This window comes from Blastococcus sp. Marseille-P5729 (assembly GCF_900292035.1).
Taxonomy (GTDB): domain Bacteria; phylum Actinomycetota; class Actinomycetes; order Mycobacteriales; family Antricoccaceae; genus Cumulibacter.
This window is the reverse complement of record NZ_OMPO01000001.1, coordinates 925200-943108: the sequence shown is the minus strand read 5'-3', so window position 1 is coordinate 943108 and position 17909 is coordinate 925200. Positions and strand designations below refer to the sequence as shown.

Annotated in this window: 21 protein-coding genes and 1 pseudogene; 14 read left to right on the top strand and 8 right to left on the bottom strand. The window is 68.1% G+C overall.

Translation table 11 applies throughout. The features are described from left to right. Window positions 1–461 precede the first annotated feature (461 nt). Together DAA40_RS16965 and DAA40_RS04675 are read left to right on the top strand one after the other, a co-directional pair. Window positions 462–743: a type II toxin-antitoxin system prevent-host-death family antitoxin gene (locus DAA40_RS16965; protein WP_106848505.1), complete on the top strand. Its 282-nt coding sequence runs from the start codon at window positions 462–464 to the stop codon at window positions 741–743. Further along, window positions 740–1144, top strand: coding sequence for a type II toxin-antitoxin system VapC family toxin (locus DAA40_RS04675; protein WP_106848504.1), 405 nt, complete (start codon window positions 740–742; stop codon window positions 1142–1144). Before DAA40_RS16965 ends, DAA40_RS04675 begins: the two co-directional genes overlap by 4 nt. Window positions 1145–1607: 463 nt before the next feature. Here the strand turns inward: DAA40_RS04675 and DAA40_RS16345 are convergent, their stop codons facing one another. Then, a complete protein-coding gene (locus DAA40_RS16345; RefSeq protein ID WP_199849510.1) occupies window positions 1608–2123 on the bottom strand; it encodes an EamA family transporter in 516 nt (171 codons plus the stop codon). 758 nt (window positions 2124–2881) lie between these two features. Here DAA40_RS16345 and DAA40_RS04660 point away from each other — a divergent pair. Then, on the top strand, window positions 2882–3160 hold the full coding sequence (locus tag DAA40_RS04660) for a type II toxin-antitoxin system Phd/YefM family antitoxin (RefSeq protein ID WP_106848503.1): 279 nt from the start codon (window positions 2882–2884) through the stop codon (window positions 3158–3160). Between the two features lie 3 nt (window positions 3161–3163). Continuing rightward, window positions 3164–3559: a PIN domain-containing protein gene (locus tag DAA40_RS04655; RefSeq protein WP_106848502.1), complete on the top strand. Its 396-nt coding sequence runs from the start codon at window positions 3164–3166 to the stop codon at window positions 3557–3559. Between the two features lie 81 nt (window positions 3560–3640). On the opposite strand, the gene DAA40_RS04650 is transcribed toward DAA40_RS04655, so the two are convergent. Then, a complete protein-coding gene (locus tag DAA40_RS04650; protein WP_158716237.1) occupies window positions 3641–3916 on the bottom strand; it encodes a hypothetical protein in 276 nt (91 codons plus the stop codon). Window positions 3917–4255: 339 nt separating this feature from the next. Between DAA40_RS04650 and DAA40_RS16340 the strand changes: the two genes are divergently transcribed. The 3 genes from DAA40_RS16340 to DAA40_RS04630 all read left to right on the top strand — a co-directional run bounded on the left by DAA40_RS16340 (window position 4256) and on the right by DAA40_RS04630 (window position 5398). Then, the gene (locus tag DAA40_RS16340) at window positions 4256–4744 is read left to right on the top strand and encodes a hypothetical protein (RefSeq protein WP_199849509.1); all 489 of its coding nucleotides are present in this window, start codon (window positions 4256–4258) and stop codon (window positions 4742–4744) included. A 154-nt stretch (window positions 4745–4898) separates the two neighbouring features. Continuing rightward, window positions 4899–5033 (top strand): hypothetical protein, encoded by a 135-nt coding sequence (locus DAA40_RS16850; RefSeq protein WP_255413450.1) that lies wholly within the window; start codon window positions 4899–4901, stop codon window positions 5031–5033. Continuing rightward, entirely contained in the window at window positions 5030–5398 is a 369-nt protein-coding gene (locus tag DAA40_RS04630; RefSeq protein WP_106848497.1) for a YchJ family protein, read from the top strand. The genes DAA40_RS16850 and DAA40_RS04630 overlap by 4 nt, the downstream gene beginning before the upstream one ends. Before the next feature lie 51 nt (window positions 5399–5449). Here the strand turns inward: DAA40_RS04630 and DAA40_RS04625 are convergent. The 4 genes and pseudogenes from DAA40_RS04625 to DAA40_RS04610 all read right to left on the bottom strand — a co-directional run. Further along, window positions 5450–5689: pseudogene (locus tag DAA40_RS04625) on the bottom strand (helix-turn-helix domain-containing protein); the annotation flags it as partial. Between the two features lie 15 nt (window positions 5690–5704). Beyond that, complete coding sequence (locus tag DAA40_RS04620; RefSeq protein WP_106848495.1) at window positions 5705–6532, bottom strand: alpha/beta fold hydrolase; 828 nt, start codon at window positions 6530–6532, stop codon at window positions 5705–5707. Continuing rightward, complete coding sequence (locus DAA40_RS16095) at window positions 6529–6852, bottom strand: cation transporter dimerization domain-containing protein (protein WP_158716235.1); 324 nt, start codon at window positions 6850–6852, stop codon at window positions 6529–6531. The genes DAA40_RS04620 and DAA40_RS16095 overlap by 4 nt, the downstream gene beginning before the upstream one ends. Window positions 6853–7126: 274 nt before the next feature. Then, complete coding sequence (locus DAA40_RS04610) at window positions 7127–8446, bottom strand: serine hydrolase (RefSeq protein ID WP_158716234.1); 1320 nt, start codon at window positions 8444–8446, stop codon at window positions 7127–7129. A gap of 36 nt (window positions 8447–8482) precedes the next feature. Between DAA40_RS04610 and DAA40_RS04605 the strand changes: the two genes are divergently transcribed. Continuing rightward, the gene (locus DAA40_RS04605) at window positions 8483–9100 is read left to right on the top strand and encodes a TetR/AcrR family transcriptional regulator (RefSeq protein WP_106848492.1); all 618 of its coding nucleotides are present in this window, start codon (window positions 8483–8485) and stop codon (window positions 9098–9100) included. A 220-nt stretch (window positions 9101–9320) separates the two neighbouring features. Here DAA40_RS04605 and DAA40_RS04600 read toward each other — a convergent pair whose 3' ends face one another. Next, on the bottom strand, window positions 9321–9920 hold the full coding sequence (locus DAA40_RS04600) for a hypothetical protein (protein WP_106848491.1): 600 nt from the start codon (window positions 9918–9920) through the stop codon (window positions 9321–9323). Window positions 9921–10199: 279 nt separating this feature from the next. Between DAA40_RS04600 and typA the strand changes: the two genes are divergently transcribed. From typA to DAA40_RS04570, 6 genes are all read left to right on the top strand, one after another. Continuing rightward, on the top strand, window positions 10200–12086 hold the full coding sequence (gene typA, locus DAA40_RS04595) for a translational GTPase TypA (RefSeq protein ID WP_106849263.1): 1887 nt from the start codon (window positions 10200–10202) through the stop codon (window positions 12084–12086). Between the two features lie 69 nt (window positions 12087–12155). Further along, window positions 12156–13670 carry an acetyl-CoA hydrolase/transferase family protein gene (locus DAA40_RS04590; protein WP_199849508.1) on the top strand — a complete coding sequence of 505 codons (1515 nt, stop codon included), beginning with the start codon at window positions 12156–12158 and terminating at the stop codon, window positions 13668–13670. A 175-nt stretch (window positions 13671–13845) separates the two neighbouring features. Beyond that, a complete protein-coding gene (locus DAA40_RS04585; RefSeq protein WP_106848489.1) occupies window positions 13846–14358 on the top strand; it encodes a hypothetical protein in 513 nt (170 codons plus the stop codon). A gap of 55 nt (window positions 14359–14413) precedes the next feature. After that, complete coding sequence (gene fdxA / locus DAA40_RS04580) at window positions 14414–14734, top strand: ferredoxin (protein WP_106849262.1); 321 nt, start codon at window positions 14414–14416, stop codon at window positions 14732–14734. Between the two features lie 8 nt (window positions 14735–14742). Further along, on the top strand, window positions 14743–15837 hold the full coding sequence (gene dapC / locus DAA40_RS04575) for a succinyldiaminopimelate transaminase (protein ID WP_106848488.1): 1095 nt from the start codon (window positions 14743–14745) through the stop codon (window positions 15835–15837). A 74-nt stretch (window positions 15838–15911) separates the two neighbouring features. After that, window positions 15912–16733 (top strand): enoyl-CoA hydratase-related protein, encoded by an 822-nt coding sequence (locus tag DAA40_RS04570; RefSeq protein WP_106848487.1) that lies wholly within the window; start codon window positions 15912–15914, stop codon window positions 16731–16733. A gap of 168 nt (window positions 16734–16901) precedes the next feature. Here DAA40_RS04570 and dapD read toward each other — a convergent pair whose 3' ends face one another. Continuing rightward, window positions 16902–17867 carry a 2,3,4,5-tetrahydropyridine-2,6-dicarboxylate N-succinyltransferase gene (gene dapD / locus DAA40_RS04565; protein WP_106848486.1) on the bottom strand — a complete coding sequence of 322 codons (966 nt, stop codon included), beginning with the start codon at window positions 17865–17867 and terminating at the stop codon, window positions 16902–16904. Between the last annotated feature and the right edge of the window lie 42 nt (window positions 17868–17909).

The window sequence follows — 17909 nt, the reverse complement described above, 5'->3', positions numbered from 1 at the left end:
GAGTAGGTGCCGATGCCGGCGACGACCAAGGAGAGGCCCGAGATGATGAGGGCAGCGATGTCCATGGGGCGACGAGTGGGAAGGGCTAGATGGCTGGCTCGACGCCGAGCGGGCGCTGGGGGCAGCTTTCGGTCGGCAAGTTATGGAGCAGGCGAGGCCGGCGGACACCATCGAGCGGCGGCTGGAGAACCTTGATCCCCTCATGACTTGGGCGCAAGCACTCAGTCACAACCTGCGGCGGCTGAAGGCAACGGGCCACGACGCTTCGGCGCTCAACAAGCTCGCTGACCATGCACAAGGGTTGGTTGCGAGCATCCACGAGCAGAACGGATGGGAGCCGCCGGCACCGACCAACTCGCGGATTCGACCACTCGACTAGGTCGAGGCCACGTGATGTGTTTATGTACCAGAACCGGGTGGAGTTCCGCTTCAACGTGTAGCACGGGTGCTACAATTGGTGCGTGAGTACGGCTGAAGCACCCAGTGAGAGCCTCTCGCAGCGCGAGTTGCGCAACGAATCTGGACGCGTGCTGCGTGAGGTGAGCGAGGGACATTCGTTCGTACTGACCAATCGCGGTATCCCCGTCGGGCGCATCGTTCCGCTCGATGCCCCGCCGTCCGCGCTACCCATCTCGCGACCGGCCAAGCGAGTCGGTGGTTGGTCCGACCTGGAGCCTCAGCCGACTGACCGCGATCGGCCGATGAACCGAATCCTCGACGAACTGCGGGGAGATCGGGTGTGAGTACCGCTCCGCTGGTGTATGTCGATACGTCCGCGCTCGGCGCACTGCTTGTTGCTCAGCCCGAGACTCAAGAGCTAGTGAACTGGCTTGATCGCGAGGATGTGCGCCTTGTCTCCAGTGATCTTCTTGAGACCGAACTACGTCGCATGGCGGTCCGGGAAGGTCGAGACCAGTCGAAAGTGAGCGCACTCTTGGAGGGTGTGTCGCTGGCGACGCTCGACCGTGCAACGTATCGATCCGCAGGCTTCCTGCCGATGCAGTATCTGCGTACTCTTGATGCCTTGCATCTGGAGGCTGCCATTCGCCTTGATGCTGATGCTGTCGTGACCTATGACCGTCGGCTTGGGGAAGCGGCGGAGACGGCTGGGCTCGATGTCATCTCCCCGGGCGCGGTCGGGTGATCCCGGAGAGGCGGCGGCGTCGTGAAGCGCGCTACACATCTGCGGAACTGGCGCTGCTGTCGAGGAGAGGTTGGATCGGGTCAGACACATGGTTGTTTCGTGAGTTGCGTGCACAGGGCGACCCCTTCAACCTGGCCGCCTGGGTCGATCGAGGAGACCGTGATGCGGAGGCATTGGTGGTGGGGGCTGTCGGGCAGTCCTGGACTCGATCGGCGGCTACTTCCAGGTCGGCTACCTCAGGGGCGAGAAGCTGGACGACTTGTAAGCACGCGGCGGCGTCGCATGTGAGCGCCGAGGCGCGGCGAGCGCTCGTCACGCAGATGGTTCTCCGTACCGGAACTCGGTGGAGTTCCGGTTTTCGCTCTAACCTCTCCACGGAACTTTGGCCCGTACCAAGCGATCTGATTCCGGTACTGCGGCGCATCTGCAGGTCTTGCCCGGCGTCTGTCTCCGGCTGACTGATTCAGGCTTCCTGACTTATCGGGAGCTCGCGCGAACGCGACGGTTCGGCGACACGCGCCTGTGTCGCAGGTGCGAGTGAGAGGACCAGGAGAGAGGCGCAGATGCCCGTGAGTCCAGCCCATCCGATAGCGGGGAGGCGCTCACCGACGATGACCACGGCTAGGAGGGCGGCGATCGCGGGTTCAGCGAGCGTGAGCGTTGTCGCGGCGCTTGGCGTGACGCGCGTGAGGCCGTACCCGAAGAGCAGATAGTCCAGGAACATCGGGACCAGTGCCATATAGATTCCGACCATCATCGGTTGGGCGGAAGCGATGAGCGGTGCGCCGGTCAGCAGGAGTACGGGCATGAGGGCAATGCCGCCCAGGCCGAAGACAGCGCCCATCGCCGCAGCGCGCCCGACGCCGCGGTTCATGAGGCGGTGAGCGCTCCACGAGTACATGGCGTAGGTCGCGCCGGCAACCAGGCCGAGGATGACGCCGGCGACCGTGGGGAGCGTCTCGCTTGGCGCGTCGTGCATCTTCGCAGCGCAAGCGCTGCGGCGAGCATCACCAGCCGCTGAGTCTGCGTCGCTCGATCGACCGCTCCAGGAGGCCCGAGGCGATCGGGGCAAAGCCGAGGGACACGACCGTGCCGACCGCGACACCGGCCAGATGCATCGAGCTGTAAAAGGCCTGTAGATCAGCACGACTCCGGCTCCGGCGAGCACTGTCCCACGTTGCGAAGACAGTGCGGGCCGTTCCCGGCGGAGCGAGGGAGCGGCGATGGCTGCCTGCAGGATGCCGCCGATGCCGAGCGCTGCCGCGCCCATGGCCAGCGGCCCGACTGACGGTGCGAATGTCGCAGCAGTCCCCGTGGTGCCCCACAGGAAGGCGGCGGCGAGCACCGCGAAGATGCCGGTGGGGGAGCCTCGCTTCAGAGCGCGGCCAGCATCCGCGATGCGATGGCCCGGGCGTGCTCTCGGCGTACTCGCGTTTGCAGTCGGGACAGGCCGCGCACCGCGGTGATTGGAACTGGCCGGGCTGACGGTGTTGGCTATGGCCAGGAGCTTTGACCTCATCGCCGAGGTGACAGATCGGCCGGTGGAGACGCTCCCGCTGCGCTGACGCGCCTGGGCGCACGCACCCTTTCGTCTTCAGTATCGGGCGTACGCCGCATAGCCCGACGAAGCCCTAGAACTCGACACGGCGGCGAGGACTGTGGACGAGGTCGCAGAAGTCTCGCCCGGCACCGCGGCACGTCCAGGCCGATGTCAGACGTGCGTACTACGCTAGCGTCATGACGACGGTGACCAAGCGTGATCTCAACCAGCGCACAGCGGAAGTCCTCGCCCAGGCCGCGGCGGTGGGCGAGGTGATCGTGACGGAGCGAGGGGAGCCCCGTTGGCGAGTGAGTTCCTACCGGGGCCAGGACGACTCCCTCGCTCGAGCCGAGCGGCAGGGACGTTACACGCCTCCGGCCTCGACGCGCGTGCCGTGGCCCGAGGCGGTCGGCGGGCCTCGCTACGAGTCCGAGGACGTTGACGCGCTGCTGGACGAGCTGAAGGGGGACCGCTGAGCCGTGAGCATCGTCTATCTCGACACTTCGGTGGCGCTGCGGACGATCCTCGACGCGCCTGAACGTCTGCGACTTCAGGATTGGATGGGCGCACCTGATACGGACTTCGTATCGTCGCGGTTGCTGCGGACTGAGGTGGTTCGCGTGCTGCGGCGCGACCGGAGACCGCTGTCTGACGCTGAACCGCTACTCAGTCGTGTGGGGCTTTTCGACATCACCCGTGAAGCGCATACCGTCGCGGAGTCGATCGAGCGGCACATCAGGACACTCGACGCCTTGCATCTAGCTACTGCGCTGTTGATCGGAGATTCAGTGACGGTCGCGACTCATGACGTGAACATGAAGGACGTGGCTGAGCATCTCGGGCTCCCTACGGTCGACCCCGTGGCGTCCGACTGATCGGGCCGCACCGCAGGTTTAAGCCGCCGGTTCGCGAGAGGCGCGGTCGGCCCTGATCGAGGCGACCGTGGAGCCTATCCGTCAGCGGTGCGGTAGCTCGGTCCAGGTGATGACGACCTCGGCGTCCGCTTGCTCGGCGACCTGGCGCAACTCCTCGGCATGATGCGCGATCGAGTCGAAGGCGTCCTCACCCTGCGAGACGATCCAGCGCTCGCAGTGAACCAGGAGAGTGACGCGTTCGCGGCCCGCAGTATTACGACCGCGCCCTACCGCCACCGGGTTCGTCTCCGTGTCGAGGCGCCGGCCGACGACGTCCGCCAGGTGTTCGGGCCGACGATCGCCCCTGGTAGACGACACCGGAGACGGCATCTGCGAGCTGACGACTGAGCCGCACGATCTGCGCGAGATCGCTCTCCACCTTGGGATCAGCGGTTTCCAGTTCCGCATCGTGGAGGGCGCCGGCTTGCGTGACATGATCGCCGACGCCGTTCAACGGCTAGCCGATGCGGTGGTGGCCGGCTGAGCACCGGGGGTATGCGGCATGAGCGTCGGACTGCACTGCTGCTCGGGATGGGACAGCACAGCCGCGTCACCATGCATCCATGAGCGCGGTCGATAGGCTGGGATCATGCTGAAACATGGCTGTGTTCCTCTGCAGCGCACGATGATGTGATGGCGCGAGATCGCGCTGGTGGCGTGCCATCACCGCTGTTGCCCATCGAGCAGGTCGAGCACGTACTCGTGGAGAGTCTCGGCGACCTTGGAGCCGTGGGCGGTGCGGTCGGCGGCGGGATTGGTGGAGGCTGGGCCGGACGGCTCAGCGGTGCGTCGGGAGGTCGTACCGGGGGACGAGCCGGCGCCCGGTACCTGACCCGCATGGACGGCGATCAGCGAACGCTGCACATCGATCGTTCGGAGGCACTCTTGCACGCCGTACGTGTCGGATTCTTCGCAGGCCGCGCCCAGGAGCGCCGCGGGGCTCTCCCAGGAGCGAGCGCCGACGCGGTGCAGATGGTGGGCGTCGTCGGCTCTGGGGCCCTGAGCATGAACCCGTGTGTCGTGCAGCTCGTCTGGTTCCCGCATGAGCTGCACGCGACGGCGCATGCGCGGGAGGGCTTGATCAAGCAGCGGACTTGCGCGAAGGCGTTGGAACGGCTCGCCAGCACGCTCGGCCTCCCCGCGTAACTCCCTTCCACCCCGCTTCGACAAGTTGGCCGTATCTCATCGTGACTCGTCGAGATGACCCAGTGAGCACTTCCGAGGCCGACTGGTCGCGGGACGGTCGTGCAAGGCGTATCGGTCGTATCCAGTTCGGTCGTCAAGCCGCTAGTGTGGCGCCATGAATCGCCGTCTGATCAGCCAGGGACCTGTCTTCGAGGAGCAGCTCAGCTGTTCGTGCAAGGTCTGCGGGCTTGCTGAGGAGTCGATGCGGATCAAGATCGAGCGGACGGCTTACTGGGCGGCCCTGGCGTGAGCGCCTGTCCGTGTGGGGGAGAGTCGTACGAGGCCTGCTGCGAACCACTCCATGACGGAGCGCGGGACGCCGAGACCGCAAGCGAGCTGATGCGCTCGCGCTACTCTGCTTACGCCATTGGAAATCTGAACTACGTCTTCCGCACCTGGGACCCGGCGACGCGGCCACCGACGATCGAGCCAGCCGGCCTGGAGTGGACCGGCTTGCGTGTCGTCGATGTCGTGGGCGGCTCGCCACACGACGACACGGGAATCGTCGAGTTCGTCGCGTCGTTCCGCGACGGCGCTCGTGATGGTGAGCTGCACGAACGCTCGCGGTTCAGATCCCGTAGAGCCCGCTGGGTCTACGTCGACGCCGAGCGGTAATCACGGCACGCCCGGGTCAACGCTCAACCACCACGCCGTACCGACAACGAATCAGCGCCGCAAAGTGTCCACCGGCAGCTCGCCGTAGGCGGCCTGGTAGGCCGCGGCGGAGCGCCCGGCATTGGCGAAACCCCAACGTCTCGCGACGGCAGCAATGGAGTCGCCACGCGTGAGATCGGCCTGCTGCAGATCCCGTCTGGCGGCCTCCAGCCGGACCCGTCGCAGGTACTGCAGCGGCGTGGTGTCGAGGGGGCGACGGAGCCCGTGCTGGACGGCGCGGGCGCTCAAGCCCGCGGCTGACGCCTGTCACCTGGAACGGCACCGGGTGAGGATCGCCTCGGCGGCCTGCTTTGGATTCTTCTCTGGGATCCAATGGTCGGCGTCGATCTCCACGAACCGGTAGTCGCCGTCACAGTAGTCACCGGTGCGCTCGGCCGCCGCTCGCCCGAGGTACTTGTCTCGCCGACCCCACAGATACGTGGTCGGAACGATGATGCGCGCGCTGCGGGGGCGCGGCCGGGTAGGTATCGCCCGATACCAGCCGAGCGCCCCTTCCAGCCCGCCGGGCTCGAGCAGCGTCTCGACGTACTGCCCGGCAAGCTCGTCGTCGATGCCGAGAGAGCGCAGCCCAACGCGGCGCAATCCCTTGCGTAAGAGGAATTCGGGTACTCGCGGGATGTTGAAGAAGCCCATGTAGGCGCTCTTCAGTGCTTGGGTGGAGTGCCGCATCGCCCACGACATCGCCGCAGGGTGCGGGGTGGAGATCACCGTCAGCGTGCGCACCCGCGCTGGCTGCTTCGCTGCCAGCTCCCACGCGAGTGCGCCGCCCCAGTCGTGCCCGACGACGTGCGCATCGGTGAGCCCGGCGGCGTCCAGCAGTGCCGTGACGTCACCAGTCATGGTGTCGAGGCGGTAGTGTCGACGCCCCTTCGGCCGGGCACCGGGGGAGTAGCCCCGCAGATCCGGGGCGAGTGTGCGATAGCCGTCGGCATTCAGGAGCGGCGCGGTGCGGCTCCAGGCCGCCGACGTCTCGGGGAATCCGTGCAGCAGGACGATCGGCTCGCCGTCCGGAGGGCCCGTGTCGCGCACCCGGAATGCCATGCTGCCGCGCAGGTATCGCGTGAGCGCGCTCATCGCCGCAGCCCTCCTCGCTGCGTCGCAGATTCCTGGACGCCGGCCGGACCGACGTGGATCGTCGCGTTGCCGAGATGGTGGACGTAGTGCATCAGGTGCGCCCCGGCGTAGTGCGCGATCTCGTGCGCCTGCGCGAGCGTGGTCTGCGGGTCGACCGAGATCTCTGCCTCGGCGTGCAACCGGTGTCCGACCCACCGCGCGCGAAGCGAGTCCAGGGTCTCGAGCCCTTCGACGTCCGTCAGGGCCTGGCGCGCGGACTCGACGACCTCGGGGGCGGCCCACTCCCAGCCGATCGCGGCGCCTCCCGCGCCGAGCAGCACGGCTAGGCTGGCGAAGCCGTCGGCTCGCGGCGTTGGCTTCGAGAGCGTCGTCGATCTGGTCGGCGTGATCGCGCGAGTGCCCGCCGAAGAAGTCCTGCACGCGGTGCCATGCCCGCGCCCGAGCGGAGCCGACGTGACCGTGATCGTGCGCGGGCGCGTGGGCGTCCTCGTGCGCACCCCCGCGACCGTGGTCGTTCGCAGCCGGGTGGGCGTGGTCGTGCCCGTCGCCGTGCGCGTGGCTGGGGGCGCCCCGCTGTGGAGATGACCCATGTCCTCATCTTCGCAGTCGCACGATCGACGACGTCAAGCCTCCGGTCAGTGTCGCGAGCAGTACGCCGGCCCCGACGACCAGCGCCGGCTCCCACAGCCAGAAGTAGCGCAGGGGTACTCCCATCAGCATCGGGGCGACGACCAGGGTGGCAATCGCCACCAGGCCGGCCAGAGCCGCCCACACGACGACCGCCCGGCGTCCGCCGGGTCGACCGCGGATCAGCGCCACGGCCGCGATCGCGGCGAGCGCCAGCAAGCCCACGGGTATCGCGCTGGCCATCCAGGCCGAGGGGATCTGCGTCTGGTCGCGGCCCGTCGCCTGGTCGTACGCGGCCCGGGTCGCGGCGGCGAGCGCCTCCTCGTGCAGGAAGCCCGATGCGTTGAGCAGGACGACGGCACCGTCCCCCGTTTCGGGATCCAGATAGATGGCGGAGAAATACCCCGGCACCGTCCCGGTGTGCCAGACCGTCGTGCGTTCATCCGGTTCGGAGGTGACCCGCCAGCCGAGTCCGTAGCGGGTGTCCGACCGACCGGTCTCGACCGGCTCGGCGATCTGGGCATCGAACGTCGCTTTCTCGCCGCCCAACTGCGCCACTGCGAAGGCCGCCAGATCCTCGACGCTGCCGCAGGTGTAGCCGTACGTCGCTCCCGCGCCGTCGTAGCCGATCCCGGCGGTCACGGCGAACGGTCCGGCGAGCCGATGGCCGGCGGCCACGCCGGAGCAGTCCTCCGCCGTCGCGCCCGCGCCGGGGGCAACACCGGCCAACGAATCGGCATAGGGCTTGCCGGTAGCCGCCTCGATGGCCGCCTGGAGATACAGATACCCAAGGCTGGAGTATCGATGCTCCCCGGCGGCGTCCAGCTCCGGGTCGAGACCGACCGCTACCTCGACGGCCGTCGTCCCCGGACGCGTGACGTCGAGATCGGCCGCGCCGAAAGGCATCCCTGAGGTGTGGTTCAGCAGGGAGCGCACCGGGACGTCCGGACCGCCGTCGAGATAGCTACTCACCGGTGCATCGAGGTCGAGGACGCCACCCTCGTGAAGTCGCACCGCGACTGCAGCAGCGACTGACTTCGAGGTCGATCCCCACAGCATCTGCGTTGTGGCCTGGACCGGCTCTCCGTCTCCCGTGCTCCCGAACGTCTCGGTGCGCTCCACTACGCCGTCCTCGATGTAGGCGATCGCCCCTCCGGGAGCGCCGGCCTGCGCTGCGAGGTCGCTGAACGACCCGTCGATGGAGTTTGCGTGCGCGGGGGACCCCAGCGCGGTGATCCCGATCGCCGTCATGGCCGCGGCTGCGCGTATCCAAAATTGAACGCTCATACGGTTATGAATACCATACGGTGATATGGTTTCGCCATGGCGCGCACCGCAGATCATCAGCAACGTCGTCGGCAAATGGTGGACGCAGCGCTGCGGATCGCTACCACCGAGGGGATCTCGTCTGTCACGGTGGCTCGCGTGGCCAGCCAGGCGGGCGTGTCCGTCGGTTTGGTTCAGCACTACTTTCCAACCAAGCGCGAGCTCATCACCGCCGCGTACGTCGAGGTTCTCCGGCGCACTGACGACCGAATCGCGGACCTCGTTCAGGACGGGGAGCGGACCGCACGGCCGATTCGCGTCATGGCGCAGGCGGCGCTCGCGCTGCTGCTGCCGCTCGATGCTCGTCGTCGGCGGGAGTGTGCGGTCCGGCAGGAGTTCGCCGGCCTCGCCGTGCGGGACGCCGAGCTGCGAAAGGTGGCCGCCGCGAACGATGCGCGCAGTGTCGCCCGACTGACCGCCGTCATCCGGAACGGGTTGGTCTGCGGCGAGGTTCCGCCCGGCGTGAACCCCGAGCGTGCGGCGCTCGAGCTGCTGGCGGTCGTAGTGGGCGCCGCGGAGCTGGGATCGCGGGCGGGTGCGCCACGGGACGCGCACGCCGCGGTCGACGAGGTGATCGCTCGGGTGTTCTCGGGGGAGTGTCGGGAGCACGCTTGACGGCGACTGGTCTTCACCCGGAAATTTAGGTCACCTGACAGAGTGAGCCGGATCACGAAGGAGCCTGCATCGCCCGTCCTTCCACGCCGATCGCCCGCATTTTCCCCATCCTGACGGCCCGGGCCGGGACGCTGCTGCTGACCGTGGCTGTTCTGAGCCTCTCGACACGCCAAGGGCGCTCACCGCGTGGTGAGCGCCCTTGGGTTTAGGTGAGTACCGGCTAGATCTTCGGGCTCTGACCGGGGGTTCCGGGAGTGCCGGGGGTCCCGTCGACCGAGGTGCCCGGCTGGTGCGCATCGGTCACCGAGCTGGTGGTACCACCGCTGCTGGCGGCCGAGGTCTCACCCGGCGTCGACACGCCCGGGTCGGTCACGGTCTGGGTGGCGGTCTGGACGTCGTCCGCCCCGGCGCCGGCCGGCTCTGCGTTCTTGTTGCGGACCTCGTCGAGCTTGGCGGACACATCGTCGATCAGTGGCTGAGCCTTCTGCTTCGCCTGGTCGAGGTACTGCGGCGCCTTCTCCTTCAGGTCGGCGATCAGCGGCTCGACCTTCGCCTTCAGGTCGCTGAACAGCGGGCCGGCGTTCTTCTTGATCAGCTCGAACAGCTCCTCGGCCTTGACCTTGATCTCGTCGACCGCCTTCTCGGTCCCCGGAACCGGACCACCGGCGTGGGGTCCACCGGCAGCGGAGGTCGTGGTTCCGGCGGTGCCGGAGGTCGTGGTCCCCGGCTCGGCGGGCGGCGTGCTGGGGGTCGTGGCCGCGGTCTCAGCAGCCTTCTGGGTGGGGTCAGGGGTGGTGTTCGGGTTGATGCTCTCGGTCATGTATTTCATCCCTTCGGGAGGTGCAGCGCTTCGTCGGGAAGCGCTCGTAATTGGATCAACGGACGAGTAGCTCTCCACAATTCCCGACCAGAGGCCGGCAGGCCAGTTCTCGGTGGCTGTTGACCTCCCTACTGAACACCCCCTTTACACCTGCGCCCGGCGGCAGGACGTTGACCACACTGGGCCACGCCGGAGGACCGGGCGCCACTACCCTTGAGGGGTTGCCCACCGATCCGCAGCGACGACGCCACCACCTCGAGGAGCTACATGAGCAGCACCATGTCCGTGCGCGAGGACTTGCGCAACGTCGCGATCGTCGCCCACGTCGACCACGGCAAGACCACCCTGGTCGATGCGATGCTGCAGCAGGCCGGGGCGCTTGGCGAACGCCACGAGGGCCAGGCCGAGTCGGCGACGAGAGTCATGGACTCCATGGACCTCGAGCGCGAGAAGGGCATCACCATTCTCGCGAAGAACACCGCCGTGCAGATCGTCCGTGACGGAAAACCCCTGACGATCAACATCGTCGACACGCCCGGGCACGCCGACTTCGGCGGCGAGGTCGAGCGCGGCCTGTCGATGGTGGACGGCGTCCTGTTGCTGGTCGACGCCTCCGAGGGACCGTTGCCGCAGACCCGGTTCGTGCTGCGCAAGGCGCTGCAGGCCGGCTTGCCCGTCGTACTCGTCATCAACAAGGTCGACCGCCCAGACGCGCGGATCGAAGAGGTCGTCGACGAGGCCTACGGGTTGTTCATGGACCTCTACGATGATCTCGGCGTGGCCGACGAGGCAGACCTGGACTTCCCGATCGTCTACGCGCAGGCGAAGGCGGGCAAGGCCTCGCTGAACCGTCCCGAGAACGGCACCAGCCCGGACAACGACGACCTCGGCCCGCTGATCGACGTCCTGCTCGAGACCATCCCGGCGCCCACCTACGACGCCGGCATGCCGCTGCAGGCCCACGTCACCAACCTCGATGCCTCGCCCTATCTCGGTCGCCTGGCGCTGTGCCGCATCCACAACGGCACCATGAGGTCCGGTCAGCAGGTCACGTGGTGCCGCCCGGACGGAAGCCAGCAGCGCGCGAAGATCGCCGAGCTGCTCGTCACCGAGGGACTCGAGCGCAAGCCCGCCGAGCAGGCCGGGCCCGGTGATCTCATCGCGGTGGCCGGGATCCAGGACGTCATGATCGGCGACACGCTCGCTGACGTCGACGATCCCCGTCCGCTGGAGGGCATCACCGTCGACGAGCCGTCGATCTCGATGACGATCGGCGTCAACACCTCGCCGCTGGCGGGCAAGAGCGGCTCGAAGCTCACCGCCCGGCTGGTCAAGAACCGGTTGGATCAGGAGCTGGTCGGCAATGTGTCCATCCGCGTGCTGCCGACCGAGCGCCCCGACGCCTGGGAGGTCCAGGGCCGCGGCGAGCTGGCGCTCGCGGTGCTGGTCGAGACCCTCCGACGCGAGGGATTCGAGCTGACCGTCGGCCGCCCGGAGGTCGTCACCCGCGAGATCGACGGCAAGATCCACGAGCCGTACGAGCACGTCACCATCGACACGCCGGAGGAGTTCATCGGTGCCCTGACCCAGCTGCTGAGCGTGCGCAAGGGCCGCATGGAGACCCTCACCAGCCACGGCACCGGCTGGGCGCGAATGGAGTGGATCGTGCCCTCTCGCGGCCTGATCGGCATCCGCACCGACTTCCTCACTGAGACCCGCGGCACCGCCGTCATGAACGCGATCTCGCACGGGTATGACGAGTGGGCCGGCGAGATCCGTGGCCGGCAGAACGGGTCGATGGTCGCCGACCGCACCGGCGTCGCGACGGCGTACGCGATGTTCTCGCTGCAGGAGCGCGGCACCATGCTCATCGAGCCCGGTGCCAACGTCTACGAGGGCATGGTGGTCGGCGAGAATTCCCGCCAGGACGAGATGGACGTCAACATCACCCGCGAGAAGAAGCTCACGAACATCCGCCAGTCGACCGCGGAGGAGCTGCAGAAGCTGGTCCCGCCGCGGGTCCTCTCCCTCGAGCAGGCGCTGGAGTTCTGCTCGTTCGACGAGTGCGTCGAGGTCACTCCCGATGCCATCCGGGTCCGCAAGGTCACGCTGAACTCCTCGGAGCGCAAGCGGGAGGCCGCGCGTCGCGCGACCGGCCGACTGTAGCCGAGCTCTCGGTAGGGTTCGTGGATGGCCGCGGACGCGGCCGAACCGAGGGGAGGAGTGAGGCGAATCGTGCGCGGACGAATCGGACACAAGAAGCTGGCTGAGAAGGTCTGCTCCGCCGACGAGGCCGCCGCCCTGATCAGTCCCGGTGACAACATCGGGATGAGTGGGTTCACCGGATCTGCCTATCCCAAGGCGGTTCCGCGGGCCCTGGCCCGCCGCATCATGGACAGGGCTCAGAACGGGGAGCCGATGCAGGTCGGCGTGTGGACCGGTGCCTCGACCGCCCACGAGCTCGACGGCGCGCTGGCTGAGGTGGACGGCGTCGAGCTGCGCCTGCCCTACCAGTCTGACCCGGTCAGCCGGGCGAAGATCAACGCCGGGCGGATGGAGTACCTGGACATCCACCTTTCGCATGTGGCCCAGCAGGTCTGGCAGGGCTTCTTCGGCCGGCTCGACGTCGCGCTGATCGAGGTCGCTGGCATCACCGAGGAGGGGCATCTGATCCCCGGCACCTCCATCGGCAACAACAAGACCTGGCTCGACCTGGCCGACAAGGTGATCCTCGAGGTCAACTCCTGGCAGTCCGAGCAGCTGCGCGGGATGCACGACGTCTACTACGGGACGGCGCTCCCGCCGCACCGCAAGCCGGTGATGATCATCGATCCAGGGGACCGGATCGGCGTCCCGCACCTGATCTGCCCGCCGGAGAAGGTGATCGCGGTCGTCGAGACCGACGCGCCCGACCGCAACAGCCCGTTCAAGGCGCCGGACGAGATCTCCCAGCGCATCGCCGGCCATGTCATCGAGCTGTTCGAGGCCGAGGTCGCCGCCGGCCGGGTCCCGGCGAACCTGCTGCCCCTGCAGTCCGGCGTCGGCAACGTCGCCAACGCGGTGCTCGCCGACCTCGCAACCGGCCCGTTCGAGGGCCTGACCTCATACACGGAGGTCATCCAGGACGGCATGCTCGACCTGATCGACTCCGGCAAGCTGGTGAGCGTCTCCGCGACCGCGCTGTCGCTGAGCGAGCAGGCCGTGCAGCGCTTCACCGACGACGCCGCAAAGTACCGCGACAAGGTGGTGCTGCGTCCGCAGGAGATCAGCAACCACCCCGAGGTGATCCGTCGTCTCGGCGTCATCGGCATGAACGGGTTCATCGAGGCCGACATCTACGGCAACGTCAACTCGACCCACGTCATGGGCAGCCGCATCCAGAACGGGATCGGTGGATCCGGCGACTTTGCCCGCAACGGCTACCTGTCGATCTTCGTCAGCCCCTCGGTAGCGAAGGACGGCGCGATCTCGGCGATCGTCCCCATGGCATCGCACGTCGACCACACCGAGCACGACGTCGATGTCGTCGTCACCGAGCAGGGCGTGGCCGATCTTCGGGGGCTGTCCCCGAAGCAACGCGCCCGCAAGGTGATCGAGAAGTGCGCCCACCCCGACTACCGGCCGCAGCTCACCGACTACTTCGAGCGGGCCCAGCGCGAGAGTCATGGTGGCCACACCCCGCACCTGCTGGGCGAGGCGCTCTCCTGGCACCAGCGCTTCCTGACCGACGGGACAATGCGAGCCCGATAGCCGCCCTACCCGGCCTCGGCCCGTCGTCCTGCCGAGATCTGCTTGGTGATCCTGCGCGCGTCGATCCGCATCTCACGCAGCATCCCCGAGATCGGGTTCGGGTGCCGCGAGCCGACCGGCGCGCGGCCCCGGGCGCGGCATCAGCGGCGCGGGGTGATCGCCTACGCTGACGGGCGTGGATCAGACGCATCAGGACGGCCCGGCGCCGAGCGGCCCACCGACCTCCGTGGCGCCTGCCGAGAACGATGACGAGACCATCACCCGATGGGCAAACCTCGTCGTCTGGACGATCCTCACGGTCCTGGTGACATTGCTCGGCGTCCTGCTGATCCCGTGGACGACTCGCGGCGGGGTGAGCATCCCGGTCGCGCCATTGGTACCGCTCGTCGCCAATGTCATGCTGCCGCGGATGATGCTGCGCGGCACCGGGTGGCGGTGGACGCGATTCGTGCCGGCCGTCATCTTCATCATCATCACCCTCGTCGGGTCGACGCCCAGCTCCGGCGGTGACCTGCTGATCCCCACAGTGAGCCACTCCAGCGCCGTCGGGCTGGCCTTCCTCGCCGCAGGCGCGATGAGCGCGATCGTCGGGACCGCGTTCGCTGCGACCGACCTACGCTCCTTCCGCCACAGAGGAGGCGCTGGTCACCCGGTGTCCGGGCCCCGACCCGGCGGCGCCTCGGACTAGTATCGAGAGGTGGCCGGCCTCGGCCATTGCTGCACCGTTCGTGGAGAGGAACATCGTGACCTACGTGATCGCGCTTCCGTGTGTCGACGTGCTCGATCGGGCCTGCATTGAGGAGTGCCCGGTCGACTGCATCTACGAGGGCGAGCGGATGCTCTACATCCACCCGGACGAGTGCGTCGACTGTGGCGCCTGCGAGCCGGTCTGTCCGGTCGAGGCGATCTACTACGAGGACGACGTCCCCGAGGAGTGGAAGCAGTACTACGACGTCAACGTCGAGTTCTTCAACGACCTCGGCTCGCCGGGCGGCGCGTCGAAGATCGGCAAGCAGAACTTCGACCACCCCGTGGTGGCCGCGCTGCCGCCGCAGGCCGAGTAGCCGCGGCGATGCGCGAGATCGCCCTCCCGGACTTCCCGTGGGACACCCTCGCGCCGTACGGCGACAAGGCTCGCGCGCACCCTGACGGCATCGTCGACCTGTCGGTCGGCACCCCGGTCGATCCCACCCCCAAGGTGGTGCAGCGGGCTGTGCGCGACGCCGCCGATTCGCCCGGCTACCCGCCGACCATCGGGCTGCCCGGCGTCCGCGAGAGCATCGTCGAGGCGTGCGAGCGGCTGTACGGGATCACCGATCTCACTCCGGAGCACGTTCTGCCGGTGATCGGCACCAAGGAGATCATCGGAACCCTGCCGACCCTCCTTGGAATCGGCGTCGGCGACACGATGATGATCCCCGAGCTGGCCTACCCGACGTACGCCGTGTCGGCGGCGTTTGCCGGTGCGCAGTCCATCGCCTCCGACGGGTACACGCGCGTTGGTCCGCAGCGGCTGGCACTCACGTGGATCAACTCGCCGTCCAATCCGACCGGCCGGGTGCTCGGCATCGAGCACCTGCGCAAGATGGTCGCCGAGTCGCGGCACCGCGGCGTCCTGCTGGCCAGCGACGAGTGCTACATCGACCTGCCGTGGGAGGGTGCCAAGCCGCTGTCGGTGCTGCATCCCGACGTACGGGACGGATCCTTCGACGGCCTGGTGGCCGTTCACTCGCTGTCCAAGCGCTCGAACTTCGCCGGGCTGCGCGGTGGGTTCATCGCCGGTGACCCGCAGGTGATCGCCAGGATCACCGAGATCCGCAAGCACCTCGGGTTCCTGGTGCCGCGCCCGGTGCAGCAGGCGATGATCGCGGCGTACTCCGACGACGCACACGTGCGCGCGCAGCGGACGGTCTACGGCGAGCGGCGTCAGCTGCTGCGGGCCGCGCTGCTGGAGGCCGGTTTCCAGATCGAGCACAGCGAGGCCGGCCTTTACCTCTGGGCGACCCGCGGTGAGCCGTGCTGGCAGACCGTCGACCTGCTCGCCGAGAAGGGGATCCTGGTCGCCCCCGGGGCGTTCTACGGCGCGGCTGGCGCCACTCACGTGCGGGTCGCGCTGACGGCGTCCGACCACGCCATCGAGCAGGCCGCCGCCCGCCTCACCTCCTGACCCCCCGCAGATCGCGGTCCTCTGACAGACTGGGCGGAATCGTTAGCCGACCGAAGTACCGATGGGATGATCAGATGGCCAAGACCGAGACCGGCACCAACGACCTGCTCGCCGAGGTGAAGGACGGCGTCGGCACGCTGACCTTCAACCGACCCGATGTCCGCAACGCGATGACCGACGACATGATGGCCGGCCTGGCCGATCTGCTGGCCGCCTGGGAGGACGACGACGAGGTCGGCGCCGTTATCATCACCGGCGCCGGAGGCGCCTTCTGCGCCGGCGGGGATGTGAAGGGCTTCAACGAGAAGGGCGGCGAGGGTGGCCCCTCGGGTGAGGTCGACCCGGCCCGCGTCGACGCCCAGCGCACGAACCAGGAGGAGACGGTCGGCCGGATCTACCGCTACGCCAAGCCAGTGATCGGTGCGATCCCCGGCGCCGCTGCCGGGGCCGGTCTGGGCTTCGCCCTTGCCGCCGACGTCCGCGTCGGTACTCCGAAGACCGTGATGGCCACCGCCTTCGGCGGCGTCGGACTGTCGGGTGACTACGGCGTGACCTGGCTGCTGAACCAGCTGGTCGGGCCGGCGAAGGCGCGTCAGCTCCTGCTGTTCAACGACCGGGTACGCGGCGACGAGCTGCGCGAGCTCGGCCTGCTGAACTGGGTGGTCGGCGTCGACGAGCTCGAGGCCAAGGCCTTCGAGCTGGCCAAGACCCTGGCCGACGGACCGCGCGGCTGCTTCTCCCGCATGAAGGCGAACCTCGTCGCCGCGCCCACGGTCGACCTCGCGCAGTCGATGCACGACGAGGTGCAGCGCCATCTCGAGTGCGGCGTGACCGACGATCATCGCGAGCTGGTTGCCGCCTTCGTAGAGAAGCGTGAGCCCAACCTGAAACGCTAGCGGCCTGAGTCGAGCCGACCTGGCGGGCTCGTCCGGACCCAGCTGCCGCGGAGCGGAACACGCCGGCGATTAACCTCGCTCAGCCGGCCGGGCTGCAGTTCCCAACCGGGCGCGTGTACTTCCCAACCGGACGCCGCATCCGTCCGCGGACGGCTGTCGCAACGCGATCTAGTTGGCGTGCAGCGCCTCGTTGAGGACGACGCCGTCGCTCTTGCGCGGCCTGGCTTCGATGGCGCCGGTGACGCTGTTACGGATGAACAGGATGCCGTTCTGCCCGGACAGCTCCGAGCCCTTCTTCGTCGATCCGTCGGGCATGACGACCTTCGAGCCAGCGGTGACATAGCAGCCGGCCTCGACGACACAGTCGTCGCCGAGCGAGATACCGACGCCGCCGTTGGCGCCGATCAGGCAGCGCTCGCCGATCGTGATGGTCTCCTTGCCGCCGCCGGACAGGGTGCCCATGATCGAGGCGCCGCCGCCGATGTCGGAGTCGTTCCCGACGACGACGCCGGCGCTGATCCGGCCCTCGACCATCGCGTTGCCGAGCGTGCCGGCGTTGAAGTTCACGAAACCCTCGTGCATCACGGTGGTGCCCTCGGCCAGGTGCGCGCCGAGCCGCACCCGGTCGGCGTCCGCGATCCGGACGCCGCTAGGGACGACGTAGTCGACCATGCGGGGGAACTTGTCGACCCCGTAGACGGTGACCGGTCCACGGGAACGCAGCCGCGCGCGCACCGCTTCGAAGCCGCCCACCTGGCACGGGCCGTGGTTGGTCCACACCACGTTGGTGAGCTTGCCGAAGATGCCGTCCATGTTGGCCTCGTGCGGTTTGATGACGCGCACCGAGAGCAGGTGTAGCCGCAGGTAGGCGTCGTACGCGTCGGCCGGAGCGTCGGCGAGCGAGCCGATCTGGGTGTGGACGACTACCTGCCTCACGCCGCGGGCGTCGTCCTCTCCGGCGAGCGCGATCAGGTCGGCGTGCTCCTTCGGGATGTCGCCGGCCTCGGGGCTCGTCGTCCCCGTCTCGGCCGAGTCGACCAGTGTCGGCGCGGGGAACCACGTGTCGAGCACGGATTCGTCGGCGGCGATCGTGGCGAGACCGTAGGCAGCAGCGGCGGACGTCAGGGCAGGCATGTGGCGGCTCCGGGGATAGGTGAGTCTTCAGCCGCCCAGCCT

Bases quoted from the DNA above. Each gene is read 5' to 3' on its own strand.
- dapD (WP_106848486.1), bottom strand. From the start codon at position 17,867: ATGCCTGCCCTGACGTCCGCCGCTGCTGCCTACGGTCTCGCCACGATC.
- DAA40_RS04600 (WP_106848491.1), bottom strand. From the start codon at position 9,920: ATGACCGAGAGCATCAACCCGAACACCACCCCTGACCCCACCCAGAAG.
- DAA40_RS04610 (WP_158716234.1), bottom strand. From the start codon at position 8,446: ATGAGCGTTCAATTTTGGATACGCGCAGCCGCGGCCATGACGGCGATC.
- dapC (WP_106848488.1), top strand. From the start codon at position 14,743: ATGCGCGAGATCGCCCTCCCGGACTTCCCGTGGGACACCCTCGCGCCG.
- DAA40_RS16345 (WP_199849510.1), bottom strand. From the start codon at position 2,123: ATGCACGACGCGCCAAGCGAGACGCTCCCCACGGTCGCCGGCGTCATC.
- DAA40_RS16850 (WP_255413450.1), top strand. From the start codon at position 4,899: ATGAATCGCCGTCTGATCAGCCAGGGACCTGTCTTCGAGGAGCAGCTC.
- DAA40_RS04660 (WP_106848503.1), top strand. From the start codon at position 2,882: ATGACGACGGTGACCAAGCGTGATCTCAACCAGCGCACAGCGGAAGTC.
- DAA40_RS04620 (WP_106848495.1), bottom strand. From the start codon at position 6,532: ATGAGCGCGCTCACGCGATACCTGCGCGGCAGCATGGCATTCCGGGTG.
- typA (WP_106849263.1), top strand. From the start codon at position 10,200: ATGTCCGTGCGCGAGGACTTGCGCAACGTCGCGATCGTCGCCCACGTC.
- DAA40_RS04570 (WP_106848487.1), top strand. From the start codon at position 15,912: ATGGCCAAGACCGAGACCGGCACCAACGACCTGCTCGCCGAGGTGAAG.
- DAA40_RS04605 (WP_106848492.1), top strand. From the start codon at position 8,483: ATGGCGCGCACCGCAGATCATCAGCAACGTCGTCGGCAAATGGTGGAC.